This is a genomic window from Rhodococcus yunnanensis NBRC 103083 (genome assembly GCF_001895005.1).
In the GTDB taxonomy this organism is placed as follows: Bacteria; Actinomycetota; Actinomycetes; order Mycobacteriales; family Mycobacteriaceae; genus Rhodococcoides; species Rhodococcoides yunnanense.
Map to the genome: position 1 here is coordinate 295,774 of NZ_BCXH01000004.1, position 23,089 is coordinate 318,862.

Sequence of the window (23,089 nt, forward strand, 5' to 3'; positions counted from 1 at the left end):
GTGAACATTCGCTAGGGTGGACGGCAGGTGCGCCGGGAAGTCTGGTCGGCATGAATCGAACATGTCGAGAGAAGGGTTCACCGCCGATGCCCGCATCTGCACCACGTCCGCCGCTGTTCTCCCGCGGATCCTGGCCCGAGTCGAATCGGGTTGCCGCTGTTCTTCGCAAGGAAACGGTCGGCGGGGTTCTGCTGCTCATCGCGGCAGTCGCGGCTCTGATCTGGGCCAACTCGCCGTTCGCCGCGTCGTACGCCGCGCTCATGGATTTCCGATTCGGTCCCTCCTGGCTCCATCTGGATCTGACCGTGTCCACGTGGGCGGCCGACGGCCTCCTCGCCATTTTCTTCTTCGTGGTCGGCCTCGAACTCAAACGTGAGTTCGTCGCGGGAGACCTGCGTGATCGACGACGTGCGGTGTTGCCGATAGCCGCCGCGGTCGGGGGTATGGCGGTACCCGCGATCGTGTTCGTCGCAGTCAATGCCAGGACGGGCGACGGCGCCCTGCAGGGGTGGGCGATTCCCACCGCGACCGACATCGCCTTCGCGGTAGCGATCCTCGCGGTGATCGGCACCCACCTTCCGACCGCGCTCCGCACGTTCCTGCTGACGCTGGCAGTGGTCGACGACCTGCTGGCGATCACCGTCATCGCCATCTTCTACACCGACGACGTCGACGTGCGCGCGCTCTGCCTCGCACTGATTCCGTTGGCATTGTTCACCTGGGCCGTACGACGAGGGATTCGATCGTGGTGGATTCTGACTCCGATCGCGATGTGCACGTGGGTCCTGGTGCACGAATCCGGAATTCACGCCACTGTCGCAGGTGTGCTGCTCGGGTTCGCGGTCCCGGTGGCATCCGGGCATGCCGAGGAGTTCGAACACCGAATGCGGCCGTTGTCGGCGGGTCTGGCCGTCCCGCTGTTCGCGTTCTGTGCCGCGGGTGTGACGGTCGGCGGCATGACCGGGCTCGGTGCGGCGCTGACCGATCCGGTGGCACTCGGCATAATCGCAGGGCTCGTCGTCGGCAAGACCGTCGGGATCCTCGGTACCACGTACGTGCTCGCGACCTTCACCCGCGCGTCGCTGGACGCGGCCGTCCGCTGGATCGACGTGCTGGGAATTTCGATGCTCGCGGGAATCGGCTTCACCGTGTCGCTGCTGATCGGCGAGCTGGCATTCGGGTCCGGCGAGCGCGACGACCATGTCAAGATCGCCGTGCTGTGTGGTTCCCTGCTGGCGGCATTGTGTGCGTCCATCCTCCTGCGCACCCGCAACCGCGTGTACAAGAAGATCCATGACATCGAGACCAGAGACGACAACCACGACGGTGTTCCCGACGTCTACGACGGTGTTCCGGACGGTCACGAGGACCGTTGAGCTGCGGCGCGCGCGACTTCCGCGTCAGTGAGCGAAAGTCCGGTGCAGCTCGGGCAGGAATCCGGCCAGGTGGTTCATTTCCTGCCCGCAGTGCAGCATCAGGTCCTTGGCGAGGTCGACGGTCAGCACCACGTCGCTCGGATCGACCGATGGGCCACGTGCGATCGCGCACGCGGCTTCGACGAGATTCGGTACGTGCAGTCCCCGAAGATTGAGATAGAACCGACTGCGCATTTCGCAACCATCGGCGGTAGGTCGAACCTGATGCGCCAGCCAACCCAGATCGATCGGAGCGATACTGCTCCCGACGCGTCCGAAGACGACTGTGTGATCGGCTGGAACGTCGAAACCGTGCAGCAGCGGATCGTGGAACTCGATGGCCAACTGTTGCAGCTTCGGCCCGACGTACTCGTCGACGTAGGTGGTGTTACCGATGTACTTCTGCCGGTCGGGGATCTGCGCCGACGTCAGGTCACGGCGCAGTGACGCATGAAGGTGAGCGTCGGGATGCCAGAGCTTGTATCGTGCAGCTTCCGTCGAGTGCCATCCGAACCACCAGTCCCACATCGCCGCCGTCACACCTGGCATGTCGGTCCTGACTGCCGCGTACACGACGCCGTCGGGAAGCCGGCCGTAGCCTGTCTCGACTTCCGCGTACCCGGAAGGTGCGAGTTCTGTTGTCACGGAATCGAACTGGGGAATACGAGCCGGGTCGATCGGTCCGCCGTGATAGGCGTCGAGGACGGATTGGGGAGCCTCGGTGGTGTGCTCGGTCATGAACGATGCGTACGGCTGCGAGTAGTCCTCGGTCCGATAGCCGCGATAGCGTGTGCCGCACGCCGGCAGCCGCGGTGCCGCAGTGCTCCGCGGTACCGATCCGACGACCGCGACTGCGATGGCCATGCCTGCAGCGCTCAGGACTGTACGTCGGTTCGGGATCCAGTGCCTCGGCATCGGACGAGGCTAAAGCCGCCGACGGGCGTCGTCAAGGAACCGGTGTCGATCGCAGTCGAATCTCGTTCTGCGGGTGCGATCGACAGTGTGTCGGGGAAGGACGTCACTGTCGTCGAATGTGGATACACCCGGAGGCCGCGGTAGCGTGCGCACTATGTATCGGAGCACCCTGCCGCTGACCCATCGGCCGACGCGGGAGGGGACGATCGTCGACGACGCGCACGTACCCGCCTATCTCGCACTCGAACTGGCGACCGAGGCGTGGGCGAGCGCGCTCCACCACGCCAGTGCCGGAGCCTTCACCGCACGAGAGGTCGTGATCGTCAACGTCGCATCGGACTTCTCCCGGGAACTTCTGGTGGGGACCGTGGACGTCGAGGTGGTGGTGAAGAGAGTCGGCCGCAGCTCCGTCGTCGTGGAGGTCGGTATCGAGCAGGATGGCGTACGTGCGGCGGTCGCATCGTTCACACTGGTGCACGTGGTGGACGGAGTCGCGCGCCCGTTCACCCACGCGCAGCGCCGGATCCTGGAGGTTTCGGCAGGCAGCCTCGAAGGGAACACGGTGACGTGACCGCTATCGGACAACACCCGAGAGAAGACGTCGTCCTGGTCGACGACGCGGGACGTTCTGTCGGAACGCACGCCAAAGCGACTGTGCATTCCACACGAACACCACTTCACCTCGCGTTCTCGTGCTATGTCTTCAACTCGAACAACGAGGTTCTCGTCACCGTGCGCGCGCACGGTAAACCGACGTGGCCGGGGGTGACCACCAACAGCTGCTGTGGGCACCCCGCACCGGGAGAGGATCTGGGAGCAGGGGTCGTGCGACGCCTCGCTCAGGAGCTTGGAATCGATTCTCCTGCACCTACTTTGCTCTTGCCCCGATTCCGGTACCGCGCGGAGATGAGCAACGGCATGGTCGAGAACGAGTTGTGTCCTGTCTTCGGTGTTCTCTACGACGGACCGGCTCCTGAACCGAACCTCGACGAAGTCGATCGGGCGGAATGGATCCCGTGGAGAGACTTCTCGACGTTCGTGCTCGGGGGCGGCGACGTGTCGCCGTGGTGCAGCGAGCAGGTTCCTCTTCTGGTCGCGCTCGGCGACGAACCTACGCGGTGGCCGGCGGGGGATCCAGCGCAGCTTCCGGCGGCAGCTACGTATACACCACACTTGCACTGACCATGTCCTGAAAGCGTCCCGTGTCATTCGAACAACCGACCCTCGACCCGATAAGGTTGACCTGTGCACTACAGGCAGGAATGGTCGATCGTCATCGGATGCGAACCCGAAACGGGGGGTGTTCGTGCAGGAACGTGCTGAGCACACCCGCCGTGCGGTATTGGTAGGTGCAGCGGTCAGCTTCGAGAAGTTCGGATACGGCACCGCCAGTCTGTCGACCATTCTGGCTCATGCGGGAGTGACCAAGGGGGCGATGTACTTTCACTTCTCCTCCAAGGAAGACCTTGCCAAAGCAGTGATCGACGAGCAGCACCGAATGGCGATGGATGGGTACGAGGCGGTCGTCGCGCATGTCCCGACGGCGCTCGACGCACTGATCCTCGTCAGTCAGGAAATGGCGCGCCAGTTGGTCGTCGAGCCGGTCGCCCGTGGTGGCATGCGTCTGACGTTGGAGATCGGGAGTATCGAGGGGTCGGTGCAGCAACCGTATCTCGACTGGATCGCGGGCATCCGAGCGCTCGCGTCGCGTGCGGCCGCAGAAGGCGACATCGCGGACGGTGTCGACGTCGAGGCCCTGACGATGTTCGTCGTGGGCGCGTTCACCGGGGTGCAGACGCTCTCCGAGGTCCTCCACGGCCGCGTCGACCTCTATGAGCGGTTGTCCGAGATGTGGCGCCTACTGCTGCCTGCTGTTGCGCGCGTCGATGCTCTCGACCGAGCTCTGGCGTTGGCTGCATCCGAACCCCGCGACTGGACCGTCGTCACCTGAGCGCGGATCGCGCGGATCCGACCATGCGCAGGGCCAATTCGACGTAGCGATCGGCTACGACGTCGGGATCGGCGAACGCCCCGGTGGGGAACCACCGGCTCACGTCGATTCCGAGTGATGTGATCGCCAACGTCGCCGCGTCGGTGTCGAGGGCCTGGAACTCTCCGGTGGAGTTGCCTGTCTCGATGATGTCGACGAAGACGTTCGAGGTGGTTCTTCGCACGCTCGCGATGATCGAGAAGTGCTCGGGCGTCAGTGATCGCAACTCGTACTGCACGACCCGAGCGAGCGCATGATGTCTGGCATGAAACCTGACGTAGGCAGCCACGACTGCGACGAGTCGATCGGTGGCCGACCCCCCGATCGAATCGGCCTCCTGCACGGTGCCGAGAGCCATGCGGTGCCCCTCGAGACTTGCCGCGAACAGTAGCGATTCCTTGGTCTTGTAGTGGGGATACACAGCGCCGGGACTCAGGTCGAGGCTGGCCGCGATCTCGCGCGTCGATGTCGCTCCGTAACCCTTCTCCGCGAATATCTCGATGGCCGCGTTCCTGATCCGGGCGGCCGCCTTCGAGGTGCCTACCTGTTCTTCGGTCGCGGTCATGTCTTCGGTAGTCGCCATGGGGGTTCCTCGTCGGAAGGGTTGACACGGTGCAGCAGTGACGCCAGTATATGCAGTCGTATAGAAAATATGCGATCGCATAGTTGCTGCCGACCTCGAACGGACTCCTCATGACCGACGTGCTCTCCCGCCGCGACCTCGACTTCCTGCTCTACGAATGGCTCGACGTGGAGTCGTTGCTGCCACGGGCACGCTTCTCGGAGCACTCGCGAGAGACGTTCGACGCGGTGATGGATCTGTCGGCCGACATCGCACACAAGCACTTCGCGCCCCACAACAAGAAGGCCGACGCGAACGAGCCGACCATGCGGTCCGACGGCACCGTCGCGATGATCGACGAGGTCAAGGCAGCGCTCGACATCTACTCGGCGTCCGGGCTCATCGCGAGCCAGTTCGACGAGAGTGTCGGAGGAATGCAGCTTCCGACCACGGTGGCCCGCGCCGCGATGGCGTGGTTCCAGGCCGCGAACGCGTCGACGTCGTCGTATCCGTTCCTCACCGTTGCCAATGCGAATCTGATCGCCACCTACGGCACCGAGGATCAGATCGACCGGTATGTCCGGCCGATGCTCGAGGGCAAGTACTTCGGCACGATGTGCCTGTCGGAACCGCAGGCGGGTTCGTCACTCGCCGATATCACGACCCGTGCCGAGCCGCAGGACGACGGTAGCTATCTGGTCACCGGAACGAAGATGTGGATCTCGGCGGGCGATCACGAATTGAGCGAGAACATAGTCCATCTCGTGTTGGCCAAGGTTCCGGGCGGAGGGCCCGGCGTCAAGGGGATCTCGCTGTTCATCGTTCCGAAATTCCTGCCCGACGGCGCCCGAAACGACGTCACCCTCGTCGGGCTCAACCACAAGATGGGTAACCGCGGAACGACGAACACGCTTCTGGCCTTCGGCGACGGAACACACTCCACGGGTCCCCGGCCCGGAGCAATCGGATTCCTTGTCGGAGAAGAGCACCGGGGCTTGTCCTACATGTTCCACATGATGAACGAGGCGAGGATCGGTGTCGGATTCCTCGCCATCGCACTGGGGTACGTCGGATACACGAAGTCGCTCGAGTACGCCAAGGTCAGAACGCAGGGTCGACCACTCGGCGCCAAGGATCCGGCCGCGCCTGCGGTTGCACTGATCGAGCATGCCGACGTGCGACGCATGCTGCTCGCGCAGAAATCGTACGTCGAAGGTGCACTCGCACTCGGTCTGTACTGCTCCCGACTCGTCGACGAGCAGGACACCACCGAGGACGCGACCGTGAAAGCGGAGTCGACGCTGCTACTGGACGTGTTGACACCCATCGCCAAGAGCTGGCCATCGCAGTGGTGCCTCGAGGCCAACAGTCTGGCGATCCAGGTCCACGGGGGTTACGGCTACACCAGGGACTACGACGTCGAGCAGTACTACCGCGACAACCGGCTGAACCCCATTCACGAAGGAACACACGGGATTCAGGGACTGGACCTTCTCGGAAGAAAAGTCACCATGCAGGGCGGGGCAGGCCTGCTGCTGCTCGGTTCACGTATCGACGAGACGATCGCCAAGAGTCGCGGCGCCGACGACGCGGCCGCGTCGTTCGGCCGAGACCTGGGGCTCGTGTGGAATCGTGTCGTCGAGGTCACCGCCGCCCTGTTCTCGACCGGTGAACCGGCTGTTGCACTGGCCAATTCGTCGGTGTACCTCGAAGCCGTGGGACACGTCGTCATCGCGTGGATGTGGCTGGAGCAGCTCAGCGCAGTGGGGGACAAGACCGGAGATTTCTACGACGGCAAGCGTCAGGCAGCTCGATACTTCTTCCGATACGAGCTACCGAAAGTAGGGCCGCAGCTGGACCTGCTGGCCTCGATGGACCGCACGACTCTCGATATGGATCCGGCCTGGTTCTGACGCGGGGAGGTCAGCTCGTCGGCGTCGTCACGAGCGTGAACGAGTGCTCGCGAATCAGGATGGTCGGCTCACCTGTGTCGTACTTCTGATCCGGGTCGCTCGACAGCCGTTGGCTCCACTGAGCCTCGGGCAGAGTGAATTCGACGGGCGTCGACGACGAATTGACCATCCAGGCGAATGCCGTGTCGTCCGCGGCCGCAGCCATGCGGATCAGCATCGACAACGCGGTGTCGTCGGTCCAGTCCTCGTCGCCGAACCGTTCGCCGTCGGCGCGGTAGAAGTCGACGGTATCGGCGCTGTCGGAGTCGCTACCGCGCCGGAACCACACCGGCCTCAGCGCAGGATGCGCCGCCCGCAGACCGATCAGATCGGCGGTGAATTCTCGTAGCGGACCGTCGGCAGTCGACCAGTCGAACCACGACAGTTCGTTGTCCTGGCAGTAGGCGTTGTTGTTTCCGTTCTGCGATCGACCGATCTCGTCGCCGCCGAGAATCATCGGCACGCCGGCCGACAGCAGCAGCGTGGCCAGGTGATTGCGCTGCTGGCGAGCACGCAGCGCCAGCACGCCCTCGTCGTCGGTCGGGCCCTCGGCGCCGCACCCCCACGAGCGGTTGTCGGACTCGCCGTCGGCGTTGTCTTCACCGTTGTCGTCGTTGTGCTTGTCGTCGTAGCTGTTCAGATCGGCAAGGGTGAACCCGTCGTGCGCGGTCACGAAGTTGACCGACGCCAGAGTCGGCCTGCGGCTTCCCTCGTAGACGTCGGGACTGCCGGTCACTCGCTGCGCGAACGCGCCGAGCGATCCGGGTTCACCGCGCCAGAAGTCGCGGACGTCGTCGCGGAACTTGCCGTTCCATTCCGACCACCGAGCCGGAAACCCACCGACCTGATAACCCTGAGTGTCCCACGGCTCGGCAATGAGCTTGACCGACGCGAGAGTGGGGTCCTGATGTACCAGATCGAGGAACGCGCTGTGCTTGTCGAGATCCGCGTCCTGACGGGTCAGCGTGCTCGCGAGATCGAAACGGAAACCGTCGACATGCATTTCGGTGACCCAGTAGCGCAGTGAGTCCATGATCAGTGCCAGCGCGGCCGGGTGACCCACGTTGAGGCTGTTGCCCGTACCCGTCGTGTCGAAGTAGGAACTGCGATCCTCGTCGACCAGGCGGTAGTACGAACCGTTGTCGATTCCCTTGAGCGACAACGTCGGTCCGAGGTGGTTGCCCTCGGCTGTGTGGTTGTAGACCACGTCGAGGACAACCTCGATGCCGGCAGCGTGCAGTGCCTTGACCATCGACTTGAACTCGTCGACCTGGCCGCCCGCATCGCCTGCACTGCTGTACTCGTTGTGTGGGGCGAAGAATCCGATCGAGTTGTAGCCCCAGTAGTTTCGGCGGTTCTCCTCCAGTAGATGGGAGTCCTGCACGAACTGGTGGACGGGCAGCAACTCCACCGAGGTGACGCCCAGGTCGACGAGTGCTGCGACGGCGGCAGGATGTGCCAGGCCCGCATACGTGCCGCGAATGCTCTCGTCGACATCGGGGTGCGTGGCAGTGAAGCCCTTGACGTGCACCTCGTAGACGACGGTGCGATCGAGCGGGATGCGGGGAGGGGAGTCCGATCCCCAATCGAAATCGGAAGAGGTGACGACCGACAACGGCATCGAGCCCGCAGAGTCGGCGTCGTTGAACTCGTCCGGCTTCTCGTGGTGATGGGAGAAGACTGCTTCGTTCCACTCGACACCTCCGGCGATGGCTCGCGCGTACGGATCGAGAAGCAGCTTGTTCCTGTTGTGCCGCAGCCCTTCTGCAGGGTTCCATGGCCCGTCGACGCGTAGGCCGTAGCGAGATCCGGGGCCGAGATCGGCCACGAACCCGTGGAATACGTGACCGGTGCGCTCCGCCAACACGGTCGACGACACTTCGGCGCCGTTGTCGTCGACGACGACCACGGTGATCGAATCCGCGGTCTCGGAATAGACCGCGACGTCGGCTTCGCCGCTGGGTAGCAGCGACACTCCGAGGGGATAGGGCTTGCTGATGGGGGACGCGGCATCGGTCATTGTGGTTCGATACCCCGGCCCCGGTGGGGTAAACACGTTTGGGATCGACCACGGCGTGGGTACGAACACACATGGCTGATTACAGAGTTCTGAACCCGCACGGCGACGTCGTCGCAACCAAGGGCATCGAGAGTGCCGACGACGCACATGCCTGGTTCATCGACCAGAAGGCAGACAATTCCGAGCTGGGGTGGCGGCTCGAGGTCGACCACGACGGCGACTGGGCGTTCGTGGACGACACCGAAGGCAGCTGACCCCGAGCGTCGATTCTGCGGCCCGATTTCCGTTGCTACGGCCGTGCGCTCCGTAGCAACGGAACCAACGGAACACCGTTGTCGAGCTTTTCGTCACCGCTGCGCTCGAACCCGTGCCGGGTGTACATCTCCACCAGGTAGCTGGGCGAGTCGATTCGGCATGCAGCAGGCCCGACGTCGGCGAGCGCTGCCTGCAGCAACCGCGTCGTGTGACCCTGACCTCGAGCAGAACGCCGAGTGCAGAGATGGCCCAGACGGTATTCCTTGGTGTTCTCGGTGTTCTCTTCCAGTAGACGAACGGTTCCGATCACGTCGCCGTCGCGTTCGACCCAGAAGTGCCGTGTGCGGGGTAGGAGGTCGTAACCATCCAATTCGGGGTAGAAGTACGCCTGCTCCACCACGAATACCTCGACGCGAAGTTCCAGGACGGCATAGAGCTGTCCGATCTCGAGGTCGGGTGCCCATGCCCTGACCAGGGTCGGTGGTCGGTCGGTGCTCGGGCTGCCTGGCGCTGTGCTCATGGAATGCAATCCTCGTTTTGTTCTCCGTAGGTCCGGCGGCCTGTATACCCGCCGGTCCGATGTTCACTCGTCGTTCAGGTCGGTGCGAGAGATAGTACCGTCATCTTTTCGCGAGATCAGCCCGCGCCGCTCGAACTCGTCGAGCCATCCTTGCATCGGCCACCGATTCCAACGTCGATGGAAGAGGACGGAATTGCGCACGATGTCACCCAGATGTTCGACCGGGGGCGAGGACACGGGGTGATGCTGGTGATAGGCGTGCGCGCCGCCGACCCATCGCAACCCGACGCCGGTGGCCCGTGCCGTGGCACCGAAATCGGTGTCCTCGCCGCCGTATCCCGAGTAGCCCTCGTGAAATCCGCCGATGTCGTTCCAGGTGGACGGCGTGGAGGCGAACGACAGTGACCAGAACAGGTCGTAGTCCGCTCCGACCTCGACGACTCCGGGCGGTGGATCCGGCCGAGCCGGATGCGGCTGGACGGCGGCCCGCAGGTCCGCGGGTGTCCAAGGAGACGGTCGCGGGGGCAAATAGGTGACCGGCCCGCACAACAGCGAGTGACGGTTACCTCTCTCATCGGCAGCCGCCTCGTACCTGCGGAGCAGATCCCGGTCCGGAATACAGTCCACATCCAGGAACACCAACAGCTCTGCGCCCGCCTCGCTCGCGATACGAGCGCCGACGTTGCGTGCCCGTGCGATCGGAAGTTGCCCGGTCGGTGCCTCGATCTGCACGACGGTCGCCGCGTCACCTGCGAGATCGGCAATGTCGTTGTCTCCCATGGATACCACCACGTGCTGCCACGGCGGCACCGACGATTCCGCCACCCCGCGCAGCTGTGCCGCCAGGTGTTCGTGGCGCCCGGCGACGACCGTGATCACCGACACCTTCACGAGCGAGCCACCCGCGTCAGCACGTCCGCCGCACGTGCGGCTGCTCCCGACTGCCGCACCTGTCTCCATGCCCCCGGATCGGATTCGAGAGCGGCACGCACCAGCGCCGGCCAGCGGCGTGCCTCGGGCCATTCGGGAACGACGACGGCTACCCGCGATCTCGCCAGCGACTGTGCCGTCGCGTCCTGTTCACCGTACGGCCGGTGCTGCGGAACGACCACTGCCCGCGCAGTGGCGCACGCGACATCGGCAACAGCATTCTGCCCTGCATGTGTGATCACGACGCCTGCGGAGCACAACAGCGGCCACACGTCGTCCACCCACGAAGCCTCGTCGAGACCCACTGCCTTCCAGCGGTATCGGGCATCTGCCGCGGCGGCGTCGGCGATACGTTCTGCGGTCAGCGATGTTCCACCCGCACCGCCGAGCACCAGAACATCGGGCGCGTCCCCGGACGACCGGCGTGCACGCCCGTCGAATCTGCTGATCGCACCGACATAGTCGGTCTTGCCGGAATGATCGTGCAGCCACGCCGGATCGTAGACGGTCTGCGACCACGGCGCGAGAATGTGTGTGGCAGCACGATATGCAAGCCGGTGTGGCTCGTCGGTCCTCTCGCCGGGCATCGCCATGACAACGACGGGCACCCCCATCAATCGTACGAACAGTGCGATCTCCGCGGATACGTCGACGACGAACAGGCGGGGGCGTGTGGCCGCGATCCATGCTGCGATCATCGCCATTCGATCGGTCAACCCGTTGACGCCGAGCGGTGCCCAGTGCGCGATGCCGCCGGCCGCCGAGTCGGGGTACGAGTGGTGGTCGTCGACGTCGAGTGGCAGTGTGACCCAGTCGATGTCGCTGTGCGCGGGACGATGCCGCGACGACAGCACGACGACCGGTTCGTTCAGCGCTGCTGCGATCGTCGTCGCCCGAGTGACGTGCCCCGCCCCCTGATGATGCGCGTAGTACCCGATCATGCCGACACTCCAGCCAGCATGCTCTCGTAGAGGCCGAGATACGACTCGACCATTCGGCTGTCGGCACAGACCGTCTCCGCGCGCCTGCGAGCATCGCGGCGTGACAACCCTGCGGCTTCGGTGATCGCGACAGCCAGATGTTCCGCCGAATCGGGACGAGCGAGACGCCCGCACGAGAGGTCGACGATTTCGGGAATGCCACCCCGGGAGAATGCCGCAACCGGCGTTCCGCACGCGAGTGCCTCGGCGACGACGAGCCCGTAGGGCTCCTCCCACACCGGTGACACGATCGCGACGCTGGATCCGCCGACCAGCGGGGCCAGTTCGTCCTGGCTCAGGTGGCCCGTATACGTCACATCGCTGCCCAGTCGCGGCGCGATTTCCTTGTCGAAATAGTCTGTGTCGGAGATCGGTCCGGCCAGCACGAGATCGATACCGGCGATACGGGCGGCGTCGATCGCGAGATGCGTGCCTTTCTCCGGCACGATACGACCGGACCACACTGCACGATCGCCGCCGGGGCCGACAGGCCACCGCTCGAGCGAAATGCCGTTGAGTACGACGTTGACGCCGCTGATCACCGGATCCCACTGTTGCGCAGCGTGTTCGCTGACGGCGGCGAACTCGCACGAACTGCTGCCCGAGATCGCGACCGCCGACTCCAACCAGGCGAACGGCGGCGTGTGCAGCGTCGTCAACATCGGCATGGGCAGAGCAGGCGACATCGCGATCGGTAAGTAGTGCAGGCTGTGGTTGTGCACCACGTCGAAGTGGGTGCCGAGCTCGCCGGCGAGATCGAGCATGACCGACAGATAGGCGTGATGCTCGCTGACGGCGCGTGCAGGTGTGGTGATGTCCGCCTTGGAAATCTCGCTCAGCTCGAGGCGGGCGACGTCGATGACCCCCTGTGCGACATCGACACTGGAACCCTCCGCCGCGAACAGCGTCACCGAATGTCCGCGTTCGGTCAACGCACGGGCCAGGAGCCAGATGTGCGCCTCCATGCCTCCGGCGAACGGCTCCGCGATCGGGAAGTTCGACGACCCGAGCAGCGCGATGCGCAGCGGCCGAGTCACCGTATGCCTCCGACGGTTGCGGCGCGTCGAGCCATGGCGCGCGTGTAGACGGCCTCGTGCATTCGGGCGACCGTCCTTCTCTCCGTCTCACGTTCGGCACGATCGACGGAAGGGGCTGCGGGTCGCGAGGAGTAGGCATCGTGCAGCGCGAGTCGCAGCGTACTCGGATCGAAGCGGCCGACTCCGAAGTCGTATGTGTGACAGTGCTTCTGATCGGCGAAGTAGCCGCAGTTCGGAGCTACGACGGCTGTGCCCACATCGTGACACGCTTCGAGCCATCCCGAATGGGTGCCGAATCGATACGGCAGGACCGACGCATCGATCTCGGTCAGGTACTGCCACAACTCGTCGTCGTCGAACCTCGGGTGAATACGCACGTCCACGCCGCGAGCGCTGTATCGGCGCAACGCTGCGCCCGTCGCGCCCGCATCCGGGCGACCGTTCGATCCCACGACGTCGTCGTCGATGTCCAGGCGGACAATCGAATTCGGTAACTCGTTCACGACGTCCACGATGGTGTCCATGACCGCGAGCGGATCGAGGTTGGCACGCAGATTCTTGGCGTGCACACCGACCACGAACACCGACGAGCGTGTACGCCGGTTCCCGACCCGATCGAGAGGAACCATGTGGGGATGCGGGATCACGGTGGCGTCGACTCCCCACCGCGTTCGGATCTCGGCGGCCGCCCCGGTGGTCAGCGTGATGAGTTCGTCTGCGGCGGGCACGAGTACATCGAGTTGACGCTCGTGCAGTGTGTTGTCGGCGAAGTGCGGATTGTGCAGATCGTGCACCGTGAACACCAAGGGCTTCTCGTCCGCGCGCAACACGTGCACGAGCGCCTCCAGTTGTTCGACAGGGAGGGCGTCGAATCCGAAGTGCAGGTGCAGCAGATCGAATCGGTCGGTGTGCCCGCGAAGCCATTCGGGGTCGAGCCATCGAGGTGGCCACCATGGATCGTTGGTCCGTGCCCCGGAAGGGACGGGATCGGGCAGCCTGAACACACCGGAGTTGCCGGTGTCGAGTTCTCCGGTCTCCAGATGAGCTACGTATCGGTGTGCTGTGGGAACCGAGGCAATAGTGATCAAATCGATGGTTCCTCTGTCTGCAGACGGGCTATACGGGGTGTGTGACGAACCCGGCCCGGATGCTCGAGAGGGAGTGTATCGATGTGACCACCGCATACTACAGCGAACGTCGGCGAGCGTTCGGGGAGCAGTGACGGCACCCGACGGGCGAACACTGCACTACGGCGAGTTCTACGGAGTGACTCGGGTGCAGGACCGCGACGATCGCCGCACCCTCGTCGTCTGGGGAAACTGCCAGGCGGAGGCGCTGCGGATCGTGCTCGCCAGTGCCGGAGATCTACCGTACCGAACCGTTCGAGTGCCTCCGGTTCACGAGCTGACCGCCGAGGACATTCCGCATGTGGAACGTCTGCTCGATGGTGCGGACGTAGTGGCGTCGCAGCCGGTACGGCCGGCATACCGCCGATTGCCGATCGGAACCGCGGACATCATGGCGATGGCGCGAGCGTCGACGAAAAAGATCGTCTGGCCGGTGATCCGCTACGGCGGGTTGTTCCCGTTCCAGGTGATCGTGCGTCATCCCGACCGGCCTGCCGCGGTTCCGACGGGTGTCCCGTATCACGACCTGCGGACGATACTCTCGGCGCGTCAGGGCCGAACTCGATTCGAAAACTGGGATGTCGACGTCTCCGCCGAGCAGATCCGCAGTGCAGCGATCTGGAGCATCGCCGAACTCGCCAGGCGTGAGTCGCGCGACTGCGACGTCGGGATATCGGACATTCTGTCGAGTCAGGGTGCCGATGCCGCGCATACGATCAACCATCCGGGAAACGGAGTGCTCATGAGGCTCGGCGGGCGCGTGCTGGACGCCGTCGGCGGATCCGAGCCGACGCGACCCGATCGGGAGTTGCTCGGCACTGTTCGGACGCCTCTGGAAAACCGCGTCGTGGACGCGTTGGAGCTCGACGCAGCCGAACGACCGACATGGACTCTCGACGGTGACACGCTGACGCAACGCGAGATCTACGCCACCCAGATGCTGTGGTATGCAGAACATCCCGAGTTCATCGATGCGGCGATCACCCGGTACGGCGAACTGCTCGACATTCTCGGGATTGCCTCGTGACCTCGGCGGTCTGCCACCTCGTCGTCGGGCCTCGGAAGCACGGAGTCGTCGAATACGCGATATCGGTTCACGATGCGCTTGTTCACGGGGCTCTTGCCCACGGTGGACGGGTGGATTTCGGAACCGATCACCGTTGTGCATTTCTGGAGTCGCCGGATGCCGAACTGCCGCCGCTCGACTGTTCCCTGGTGCACATTCACGTGACGGACCGATTGTTCGGACGCACCCCCGGCGAGGCCACGGAGAGGTTCTCGGCGTTGGTCGACGCGCTGGGAACGGATGTGTCGGTCACACTGCACGACCTACCCCAGCCGTCGGACGGCGCAGCGATGCAGGCGCGGGCGGAGTTCTACCGAACTGTGGTGCGCGTGGCGGCAGGGGTGATCGTCTCGAGCGAACACGAGACCGCACTGCTGCAGAACGTGGTCGACGATTCGATCGTGCCCGCGATGGTTCCGCTCATGATCGGGACGCGGCCCCCGCGCAGGCGGTTGTCCACCCCTACCGCGCCGACCGTGGGGGTTCTCGGATTTCTGTATCCAGGTAAGGGCCACATCGAAACACTCCGTGCGATGGAGGATCTGCCGATCTCCGTCGGTTTCGTGGCGCTGGGGACGCCCTCTCCGGGTCACGAATATCTCGCCGACGAACTTCGCGGCGTCGCGGCACGGACCGGAAGGCGCATCGAGATCACCGGGTTTCTGGGCGACGAAGAACTGGAGCGCAGAATTCACGAGGTCACCGTCCCGGTCGCGTATCACCGTCACCTGTCGGCGTCGGGTTCGATCAACACGTGGATTGCCCAGGGGCGCAAACCGCTTGTGCCGAGAGGTGGTTACATCACGGAACTGGACGATCGCTCTCCCGGCGTCGTCTCCATTCACGCGGACGACGACGGCTCGCTTCGGCACGCGATCGCGTCGGCCATCGATGATTCGACGAGTACTTGGATCGACACGTCGGTCGAACCGGTTCCATCGCCCTCCGACGTCGCGGCGGCGTACGACGAACACCTGACGCGGTGGACGAGATGACCCGGGTGGTGCAGCTCGGCGACGGCCGAATCGCCTTGCCGGACAACCGATGGGATCTGATCGACGCCGCAGTAGGGCTTCCGAGGGTGGGGGTCGTCATCCCGTACTACGAACAACCACGTCAACTCTCGCTCGTCCTCGCTGCGCTGGCGGCGCAGAACTATCCCCTCGACCGGCTCGACGTGGTGGTCGCCGACGACGGTTCGGCCGTGCCGCCGGTGGTCCGAGACCACGAGAGTGTCCTGTCGATCCGGGTCGTCCACCAGGAAGATGTGGGCTTTCGCGCTGCCGCCGCTCGAAACCTCGGTGCCCGTGCGTCGTCCGGCTCGGTCCTGTGTTTCCTCGACGCGGACACCGTGCCGACTCCCGACTACATTCGCCGCGCGGTGGCGCTGCCATCCGTTGCACCGGATGTGGTCGTGGTGGGGCGGCGCAAGCATGCAGACCTGTCGAGCATCGGCAGCGATGCGGTGATCCAGTGGATCTCGGACAACGCGTATATGGAGGAGTCGGACGAGACCGAGCCTCGGTGGCTCGTCGAGGGTTACGAGCGCACCGAGAATCTGCTTCAACCGGGCTGGGACGGGTACAAGTACGTTCTCAGTGCCGTGTTGACGTGCAGCCGCGAAATGTTCGACGCCGCTGGGGGATTCGATGAGTCCTTCGTGCAGTACGGGGGAGAGGACTGGGAGTTCGCCAATCGTGCATTCATGATGGGCGCAGTTCTCGCGTACGAGCCGAGGGCGGTGGCCTGGCACGACGGACCGGACTGGGCCGAGCGCGCAGTGCAGGGCAGGACGGACCGAAAGAACGCCGAGGCATTGGCCCTGGCGCCGCTGATCACCGACCCGCGTGCCCGGACGTCCGGATTGCGATATCGGATACCCGACTGCATCGCTCTGGTGTCGACGGCCGGACAGACCGCCGCGTCGCTGTCGGTGACTCTCGCCAGTCTGCTCGGCAACGGTGACATCGCGGTGTGGCTCCACGGTGAGCACTCGAAGGAGTTGTACGACGCACTCGGACTGCAGGATTCGCGCATATCCACGGGATACCCCGATGCTGCAGTCCGCTCACGCAGCCGCTTCGTCCTCGACGTCTCCGGACGTGTGATCTTCTCGGTGGACACTGTTGCACTTCTGGCAGGCGATCTGGGTCCAGGCGGTGCAGGCGAAGTGGTGATCGATTTCGACGAGCCGGATGCGACGGTGGTGATGCGCCCGTCGCGAGCCCTGCACCGGTCCGCACGTTGGTCCACCCCGACGGGTATCGGCGAGCCGGAGTTGATCGACGCGTTGTTCGGGAGGCGTCGTCGCCATCGATCGGACGTGGGTCTGTCGGTCGATACCCACGAGCCCTGGCTGTCGTGGTGACCAGATTGTCGTGGTGACCCGGTCCTCGTGGTGACTGGCTAGAGCCTTGCCGCTGCTGCTTTCAGGTTCGCTGCCGCGATCTGTAGGCCTTCGATCGCGCCGTACGCGGTGTCCTCGTGCTCGATGTTGACAGCCATGTTCGGGTCGACCTTCTCTAGCGCGGCGAGGAAACGCGTCCAGAACGCCACGTCGTGGCCGTTGCCGACGGCAACGAAGTCCCACGCCGAATCCTCGGGCCATTTGTTGACCACATGCTGTCCGCCGAGGCCGGTGGGGTTCTGATCAGCAGGGATGCGCGTGAAACGGTCGTCGAGGACGCCGTAGATCTCGCAGTTCTTGTTGATGCGAGTGTCCTTTGCGGCCGCGTGGAAGACCAGAGGCCCCAGCCATTCGATGGCCCTGACCGGATCGATTCCCTGCCAGAACAGGTGCGACGGGTCCATTTCGGCTCCCACGCATGTCAGCCCGCCCAAGTCCACGAGGCGTTTCACCGTGGGCGGGTTGAACACGAGGTTCTGCGGATGCATCTCGATGGCTACCTTGACGCCGTTCTCACGGGCCAGTGCGTCGATCTCCTTCCAGAACGGCACCGCGACCTCGTGCCACTGGTAGTCCTGCGAGTCGAGGTAGCCCGAGTCCCACGTGTTGACGTGCCACGCAGGCCAGGTTCCGCCTGCGTGCGCGGCGGGCAGTCCGGACATGGTGACGACGCGGTCGACGCCGAGCAACCCGGCGACGCGGATGGACTTGCGCAGATCCTCGGCGTCCTCCGGGCCGACCTCGGGATCCGGGTGGAGAGGGTTGCCGTTGCAGTTCAGGCCCGCGATGGAAACGCCTGTGCCCTCGAAGGTGGCCAGGTACTCAGCCGGTGTGACCGTACCCGAGAGCAGGTCGTCGACCGGAATATGTACCGCAGGAAGGAATCCCCCGGAGTTGATCTCGATGCCTTCGAGGCCGAGGGAGGCGACGGTCGCCACTGCGTCGGGCAGGGATGTGTCGTGCAGGATTGCGTTGTAGACGCCGAGCTTCATGGGGATGATCCTGTCTTTGAATGGGTTTCGAAGTTACGCGGTGGTTGTCCTACTGGATCTCGACGGTGCTGTTTCAGATCTTGACGGCGATACCGCTGCCTGCCGCGGATTCGGCGATGGCGGCGACGATCTGCATGCCGCGCAGTCCGTGGGCGAAGTCGGGGAGCTCGGGGAGGCCCGAGACTCCTGCGATCTGGTCGAGGAACGCCCGCGCCTGGTAGGCGAAGAACTCGGCTTTACCGTGCCCGACACCGCCGGCATCCATCGGTAGTCCGCCTTGGATGTAGGGGTGCTGCGGTCCGATGACGACCTGGCGACGGCCGTTGACGGTGTCGTCGATGTCCGTCGTGGAAATGTGGAACTCGGATGCTCGTTCGAGGGCCCACGATGCCGATCCCTTGGTGCCGAACACATCGAAGGACAGTCCGTCCGGGTTGGCGTGCGAGACACGGGATGCGGAGAACGTGCCAACGAATCCGCCCGCGAACGTGGCGGTGAAGGTGGCGATGTCCTCGTTCTCGACGGCCGCCGTCTCGCCGGTGGTCTCGGCCCTGGTGTGACCGTAGGTGACGCCGACCGGTACCGGGCGTTCGGTGATGACGGTGGAGAACTGAGCACCGCGCACCTCGGTGATCGGGCCGACTACGAACTCGGCGAGATCGATCAGGTGGCTGCCGACGTCGGCGAGCGCGCCGGTTCCCTGACCGCCTCGGTAGCGCCACGTCATCGGGCCGGTGGGGTCGAGCGAGTAGTCGGCACGATAGCGGCCGTCGAAGTGGACGATGTCGCCGAGGCGTCCTGCTTCGAGTTCGTTCGCGATGGCCTGCACCGCGGGGGAGCGGCGGTAGGTGTACCCCACGGACGCGATTCCCGTGGCCTCGGAGGCTGCGGCGACCATGGATTCGGCGTCGGCGATCGATCCCGCGAGGGGCTTCTCGCACAGGACGTGCTTTCCTGCGGCAAGGAGGCCCTCGACGATCTCGCGGTGCAGGTGGTTGGCTACGACGACACTGACTGCGTCGATGTCGTCGGCTTCGGCGACGGCCTGCCAGTTGTACTCGGCCCGGGAATAGCCGTAGCGCGTGGCGGTGTCGTCTGCGACGGCCTGGTTGGTGTCGGCGATCGCGACGAGGCGCACGTGGGGACGCTCGGTCTCGAAGAGGGTGGAGGCCGTGCGGTACCCGGCGGCATGCGCGCGTCCGGCCATTCCGCCTCCGACGACGGCGACGCCGATCGAGTTCTGTGTCATGAAACGTGACTACTTTCTTCCGGGCGTGTGATTTTCAGGTCGAGAACGGCCATTGCTAGTTCGGTCTATTTGACCGGTCTAACTCGGTTACTATGAGACACCGATCACCGCAATGTCAAGGCTGCGCCCGCGGTGCTACATCATGAGAGTCGACGCGAGAGGAGTTCCATGACGGTCGGCAAGTCGGTGACGATGCAGGACATCGCAGATCGGGTCGGGGTGTCCAAGGCCCTCGTATCGATGATCTTTCGGGGCGTGCCAGGACCGAGCGCGGAAACCAAGGAACGCGTGCTTGCCGTCGCGGCCGAACTCGACTACCGACCCAATCGCACCGCCGCGTTGCTCTCGCTGCGTCGCACTCACCTGATCGGAGTGATGACCGACATCCGCAATGCTTTTCATGCGGAGATGGTCGAGCACATGGTGGCCGAGGCCGCCCAGGTCGGCTACGAGGTGGTGCTCGGCCCGGTCACTCCGACACATGCCGAAGCCGACGTCATCGAAACTCTGTTGGATTTTCGGTGTGAGGCAGTGGTTCTGCTCGGACCCGAAGCATCCGACGACGCGCTCGGTGCCTGGGGCGCGCGAGTTCCCCTCGTCGCGGTGGGACGCAGGATCAAGGGCGTCGACGCGGTCCGAGCCGACGACTCACGCGGTATGAGCGTGACCGTAGACCACCTCGTCGGGTTGGGGCATCGTCGAATAGCTCACCTCACCGGCGGATCGGGCGCCATCGGCAGAGATCGCCACGCCGGATACCGTCGTGCAATGCACCGCCATGGTCTCGACGACGTCATCCGCGTCGTGGAGGGCGACTTCACCGAGCAGTGTGCGCCGAGCGCCGTCGTCGATCTTCTCGCCGACGCAGGCAATCGGCCGACCGCGATCGTCGCCGCGAACGATCGCAGCGCAGTGGGATTGCTCGATGCGCTGCAGCGGCAAGGGGTTTCGGTTCCAGGAGAGATCTCGATCACCGGTTACGACGACAGTACGCTCGCACGGATGGCACACATCGATCTGACCACGGTGAGCCAGGAACCGAAAGAGCAGGCGAGCAGAGCGATCCGAGCTGCCGTGGAACGGCTGGACAGCGGACGTACCGATGCCGTGTCGAGTGTTCTGCGACCTCGGCTCGTGGTGCGCGGCACGACCGGGCCCGTGGCCACCCACGTCGTCTAGAGCACCCTATCCGGCGAACCGGTGCAGAATCGTTCTGGCGCAGCGCACCACGGTGCTTCTGTCGTGCGAGACCACGTAGTCGAACTCACGGTTGTTCTCGGCGGAGCCGCGGAACAGGTCCTTGGCCGACAGCACGCAACAGAAATGCGGGGCCAACACGACCACGTTCCATTCCGTGGTCAGCGGATCTTCGGGATCCAGCGGTGCGCTGTGAATGAGTGAGTCGACACCGGCGGGCATACCGGTTCCGCACACTCCGGTGTACGCCATTCGTTCGGCGAGCGAGTTCCAGCGCTCGCTCGCTCGGCCCCCGAAATGGCGTGCGTGCTGGAATGTGCCGAGCAGCATGGTCTCCTGGCCCGCACTGCCTGCTTGCCATTCGATGTGCGTGCTCATCTCGATCAGAAGGCTCTTGCGACTCGTCTTCACCGCGCCGGTCGACGCCGCGATCTGGAACGGTGATGTCGACAGCGTGGTCGGTGTACTCCACGTCGACGAGATGTGCGTCCTCGCGCTCGAATCACGGAGTGGTGTAGGAGATTCGGAGCCGGGGAAGAGCGCGCCCGTCCCGAAAGTCGCGCCCAACGAGAGTGCTGTGGTGCGGTGTTGCTCGGAATCGACTCCGCACGCGACGATCACCGCACCCGTTCGTTCGGTGTGCGCGGCGAGCGCATGTGCGATGCGGGCGGTCTGTGCATCGGATGTGCGTCCGGTCGATTCGGACGCGAGGAAGATGAGGTCGGGCTCGATCAGCGGAAGCAGGCTCAAGGATGCCGGTCTGGAGCCGACGTCGCGTGCGGTGATGATCATCTGTCGGCTCCGTGCGCGTTCGACAGCGTGCAGTGTTTCGGAAGGATTCGCGATCCAGGATCTGTCGTCGACGACGTGGACGAGGTCGTCGTCCAGCGCGAGCGTGCGGTGGTGCATCTCGCCTCCTGATCGTGTGCCGAACCGATCCTGTCGGATCAGGATCGCGGCGCCGCATCCCGCGCGGTAACGAACACGCAACGGATGTAACGGAACGATAACTGCGGTGTCGGGATTGCCACCGAAGAGGAATCGGAATTCGGTCTGAGAGGGTGGATGGATGACGGACTCGATGAAAGACGATCTCCAGACCTATCTTCGACTCGGCCGCGAGGCGATCCTGTGGAAAATGGATGGCTTGTCGGAGTACGACATACGCCGGCCGATGACGTCGACCGGCACCAATCTGCTCGGGCTCGTCAAGCACCTGACTGCCGTCGAGTTGGGATACTTCGGGTGGACCTTCGACCGCCCGTTCGACGAGGACATCCCGTGGGCGGGTGTCGACGCGGAGCTGAATTCGGACATGTGGGCAACCCCGGACGAATCTTCCGAGTACATCCTCGGACTGTACGAGCGAATCACGGTGCACTCCGACGCCACCATCGCCGAGCTTCCACTCGATGCACCCGGCCTGGTTCCGCACTGGCCCGAGGACCGGGCGCACGTGACATTGCATCGCATCATCGTGCACGTCATCGCGGACATGGATCGCCATGCAGGGCACGCGGACATCGTTCGCGAGTCGATCGACGGCTCGGTCGGCCTGTCCGTGCGTAACCACAATCTGCCGTCCACAGAAGCGGCGTACTGGGCTGCCTACCGCGATCGACTCGACGAGGCAGCTCGGCGCTTCGAGACGTGATCACCCGACTCGGCTGCGCGGATCACTCCCGTCGGTGGCCCGTGGCACACTACGTGGCATGACTGCTGCCCCGGTGCCCAGTGCTGTAGTCGAACTCGCTCGCTCGGCGTCGCGCGTGGCGGTGCTGACAGGCGCAGGCATGTCCGCTGAGTCCGGCATTGCAACGTTCCGCGACGCACAGACCGGGCTGTGGTCCAGTTTCGACCCGGCGGACTTGGCGAGTCCGGACGGGTGGGCGCGGGACATGGATCTGGTCTGGGGCTGGTATCGGTGGCGTGCAGAGCTGGTTCGGCGATCCGAGCCGAACGCCGGTCATCGTGCGTTGACCGAGTGGCAGAACAAGATTCACCTCGATATCGCGACACAGAACGTGGACGATCTCCACGAGCGAGCGGGTTCGTCGGTGATCTCGCACGTGCACGGCAGCTTGTTCGACCCACGATGCTCCGAATGCGGGGTCCACTCGCAGCCGGATGCCGAGCCCGTCGACGAGAATGTCGACCGCGTCGTTCCGCCGTCCTGTCCGGAGTGCGGTGGCCCGATGCGACCGGGAGCAGTGTGGTTCGGTGAGCCACTCCCGCAGGATCATTGGCTTGCTGCCGTCCACGCAGTGGAGAATGCCGAACTCGTGTTGGTGGTCGGGACGTCGGGAGTTGTCTTCCCGTTCGCGGGTCTACCTGCGATGGCGCGCAGTACGGGTGCGCGGGTCGTCGAGATCAATCCGGTCGAGACGGAGATATCCGACATGGCCGACCACCGCTGGAGAACCACCGCAGCTATCGGACTGCCTGCTCTTGTCGGCTCGCTGTGACCGGCCGCCG

The 23,089-nt window shown here is 64.5% G+C and carries 23 protein-coding genes; 12 read left to right on the top strand and 11 right to left on the bottom strand.

Annotated features, from left to right (window positions below):
• The first annotated feature begins 86 nt into the window (after positions 1-86).
• Positions 87-1,376 carry a Na+/H+ antiporter NhaA gene (nhaA, locus tag RY1_RS09645; protein WP_245819576.1) on the top strand — a complete coding sequence of 430 codons (1,290 nt, stop codon included), beginning with the start codon at positions 87-89 and terminating at the stop codon, positions 1,374-1,376.
• A gap of 24 nt (positions 1,377-1,400) precedes the next feature.
• Here the strand turns inward: nhaA and RY1_RS09650 are convergent, their stop codons facing one another.
• Positions 1,401-2,330, bottom strand: coding sequence for a DAPG hydrolase family protein (locus RY1_RS09650; protein ID WP_245819577.1), 930 nt, complete (start codon positions 2,328-2,330; stop codon positions 1,401-1,403).
• A gap of 154 nt (positions 2,331-2,484) precedes the next feature.
• Between RY1_RS09650 and RY1_RS09655 the strand changes: the two genes are divergently transcribed.
• From RY1_RS09655 to RY1_RS09665, 3 genes are all read left to right on the top strand, one after another.
• Complete coding sequence (locus tag RY1_RS09655; protein ID WP_084727303.1) at positions 2,485-2,901, top strand: hotdog domain-containing protein; 417 nt, start codon at positions 2,485-2,487, stop codon at positions 2,899-2,901.
• The gene (gene idi / locus RY1_RS09660; RefSeq protein WP_084727287.1) at positions 2,898-3,512 is read left to right on the top strand and encodes an isopentenyl-diphosphate Delta-isomerase; all 615 of its coding nucleotides are present in this window, start codon (positions 2,898-2,900) and stop codon (positions 3,510-3,512) included. Before RY1_RS09655 ends, idi begins: the two co-directional genes overlap by 4 nt.
• A gap of 124 nt (positions 3,513-3,636) precedes the next feature.
• Positions 3,637-4,281 carry a ScbR family autoregulator-binding transcription factor gene (locus RY1_RS09665; protein ID WP_072803425.1) on the top strand — a complete coding sequence of 215 codons (645 nt, stop codon included), beginning with the start codon at positions 3,637-3,639 and terminating at the stop codon, positions 4,279-4,281.
• On the opposite strand, the gene RY1_RS09670 is transcribed toward RY1_RS09665, so the two are convergent.
• Positions 4,274-4,903, bottom strand: a complete 630-nt coding sequence (locus RY1_RS09670; RefSeq protein ID WP_072803305.1) for a TetR/AcrR family transcriptional regulator — start codon at positions 4,901-4,903, stop codon at positions 4,274-4,276. The genes RY1_RS09665 and RY1_RS09670 overlap by 8 nt on opposite strands.
• Positions 4,904-5,013: 110 nt before the next feature.
• Here RY1_RS09670 and RY1_RS09675 point away from each other — a divergent pair, with 110 nt between their 5' ends.
• Positions 5,014-6,795 carry an acyl-CoA dehydrogenase gene (locus tag RY1_RS09675; RefSeq protein WP_072803306.1) on the top strand — a complete coding sequence of 594 codons (1,782 nt, stop codon included), beginning with the start codon at positions 5,014-5,016 and terminating at the stop codon, positions 6,793-6,795.
• A 10-nt stretch (positions 6,796-6,805) separates the two neighbouring features.
• On the opposite strand, the gene glgX is transcribed toward RY1_RS09675, so the two are convergent.
• Entirely contained in the window at positions 6,806-8,854 is a 2,049-nt protein-coding gene (gene glgX, locus RY1_RS09680; protein WP_072803307.1) for a glycogen debranching protein GlgX, read from the bottom strand.
• Between the two features lie 71 nt (positions 8,855-8,925).
• Here glgX and RY1_RS09685 point away from each other — a divergent pair, with 71 nt between their 5' ends.
• On the top strand, positions 8,926-9,108 hold the full coding sequence (locus RY1_RS09685; protein WP_072803308.1) for a hypothetical protein: 183 nt from the start codon (positions 8,926-8,928) through the stop codon (positions 9,106-9,108).
• Between the two features lie 35 nt (positions 9,109-9,143).
• Here RY1_RS09685 and RY1_RS09690 read toward each other — a convergent pair whose 3' ends face one another.
• The 5 genes from RY1_RS09690 to RY1_RS09710 all read right to left on the bottom strand — a co-directional run bounded on the left by RY1_RS09690 (position 9,144) and on the right by RY1_RS09710 (position 13,664).
• The gene (locus RY1_RS09690; protein ID WP_072803309.1) at positions 9,144-9,629 is read right to left on the bottom strand and encodes a GNAT family N-acetyltransferase; all 486 of its coding nucleotides are present in this window, start codon (positions 9,627-9,629) and stop codon (positions 9,144-9,146) included.
• A 63-nt stretch (positions 9,630-9,692) separates the two neighbouring features.
• Positions 9,693-10,520, bottom strand: a complete 828-nt coding sequence (locus tag RY1_RS09695) for a glycosyltransferase family 2 protein (RefSeq protein ID WP_072803426.1) — start codon at positions 10,518-10,520, stop codon at positions 9,693-9,695.
• Positions 10,517-11,500, bottom strand: a complete 984-nt coding sequence (locus RY1_RS09700; RefSeq protein WP_072803310.1) for a glycosyltransferase — start codon at positions 11,498-11,500, stop codon at positions 10,517-10,519. Before RY1_RS09700 ends, RY1_RS09695 begins: the two co-directional genes overlap by 4 nt.
• On the bottom strand, positions 11,497-12,576 hold the full coding sequence (locus tag RY1_RS09705) for a glycosyltransferase (protein ID WP_072803311.1): 1,080 nt from the start codon (positions 12,574-12,576) through the stop codon (positions 11,497-11,499). Before RY1_RS09705 ends, RY1_RS09700 begins: the two co-directional genes overlap by 4 nt.
• A complete protein-coding gene (locus RY1_RS09710) occupies positions 12,573-13,664 on the bottom strand; it encodes a glycosyltransferase family protein (RefSeq protein ID WP_245819578.1) in 1,092 nt (363 codons plus the stop codon). The genes RY1_RS09705 and RY1_RS09710 overlap by 4 nt, the downstream gene beginning before the upstream one ends.
• Positions 13,665-13,794: 130 nt before the next feature.
• Here RY1_RS09710 and RY1_RS09715 point away from each other — a divergent pair, with 130 nt between their 5' ends.
• Genes RY1_RS09715 through RY1_RS09725 form a run of 3 tightly spaced genes read left to right on the top strand, consistent with a single transcriptional unit; the run spans position 13,795 to position 17,137 of the window.
• A complete protein-coding gene (locus RY1_RS09715; protein ID WP_072803312.1) occupies positions 13,795-14,730 on the top strand; it encodes a WcbI family polysaccharide biosynthesis putative acetyltransferase in 936 nt (311 codons plus the stop codon).
• Positions 14,727-15,764: a glycosyltransferase family protein gene (locus RY1_RS09720; protein ID WP_072803313.1), complete on the top strand. Its 1,038-nt coding sequence runs from the start codon at positions 14,727-14,729 to the stop codon at positions 15,762-15,764. Before RY1_RS09715 ends, RY1_RS09720 begins: the two co-directional genes overlap by 4 nt.
• Positions 15,761-17,137 carry a glycosyltransferase gene (locus RY1_RS09725; RefSeq protein ID WP_072803428.1) on the top strand — a complete coding sequence of 459 codons (1,377 nt, stop codon included), beginning with the start codon at positions 15,761-15,763 and terminating at the stop codon, positions 17,135-17,137. The genes RY1_RS09720 and RY1_RS09725 overlap by 4 nt, the downstream gene beginning before the upstream one ends.
• 38 nt (positions 17,138-17,175) lie before the next feature.
• Here RY1_RS09725 and RY1_RS09730 read toward each other — a convergent pair whose 3' ends face one another.
• Both RY1_RS09730 and RY1_RS09735 read right to left on the bottom strand, forming a co-directional pair.
• Positions 17,176-18,168, bottom strand: coding sequence for a sugar phosphate isomerase/epimerase family protein (locus RY1_RS09730; protein ID WP_072803314.1), 993 nt, complete (start codon positions 18,166-18,168; stop codon positions 17,176-17,178).
• Between the two features lie 73 nt (positions 18,169-18,241).
• Entirely contained in the window at positions 18,242-19,417 is a 1,176-nt protein-coding gene (locus RY1_RS09735; protein ID WP_072803315.1) for a Gfo/Idh/MocA family protein, read from the bottom strand.
• Positions 19,418-19,585: 168 nt separating this feature from the next.
• On the opposite strand from RY1_RS09735, the gene RY1_RS09740 reads away from it, so the two are divergent.
• Entirely contained in the window at positions 19,586-20,596 is a 1,011-nt protein-coding gene (locus RY1_RS09740) for a LacI family DNA-binding transcriptional regulator (RefSeq protein WP_072803316.1), read from the top strand.
• Between the two features lie 6 nt (positions 20,597-20,602).
• On the opposite strand, the gene RY1_RS09745 is transcribed toward RY1_RS09740, so the two are convergent.
• On the bottom strand, positions 20,603-21,523 hold the full coding sequence (locus tag RY1_RS09745) for a DICT sensory domain-containing protein (RefSeq protein WP_072803429.1): 921 nt from the start codon (positions 21,521-21,523) through the stop codon (positions 20,603-20,605).
• A gap of 160 nt (positions 21,524-21,683) precedes the next feature.
• Between RY1_RS09745 and RY1_RS09750 the strand changes: the two genes are divergently transcribed.
• Together RY1_RS09750 and RY1_RS09755 are read left to right on the top strand one after the other, a co-directional pair.
• A complete protein-coding gene (locus RY1_RS09750) occupies positions 21,684-22,268 on the top strand; it encodes a DinB family protein (RefSeq protein ID WP_072803317.1) in 585 nt (194 codons plus the stop codon).
• A gap of 58 nt (positions 22,269-22,326) precedes the next feature.
• Positions 22,327-23,079, top strand: coding sequence for an SIR2 family NAD-dependent protein deacylase (locus tag RY1_RS09755; RefSeq protein WP_072803318.1), 753 nt, complete (start codon positions 22,327-22,329; stop codon positions 23,077-23,079).
• Positions 23,080-23,089 lie beyond the last annotated feature (10 nt).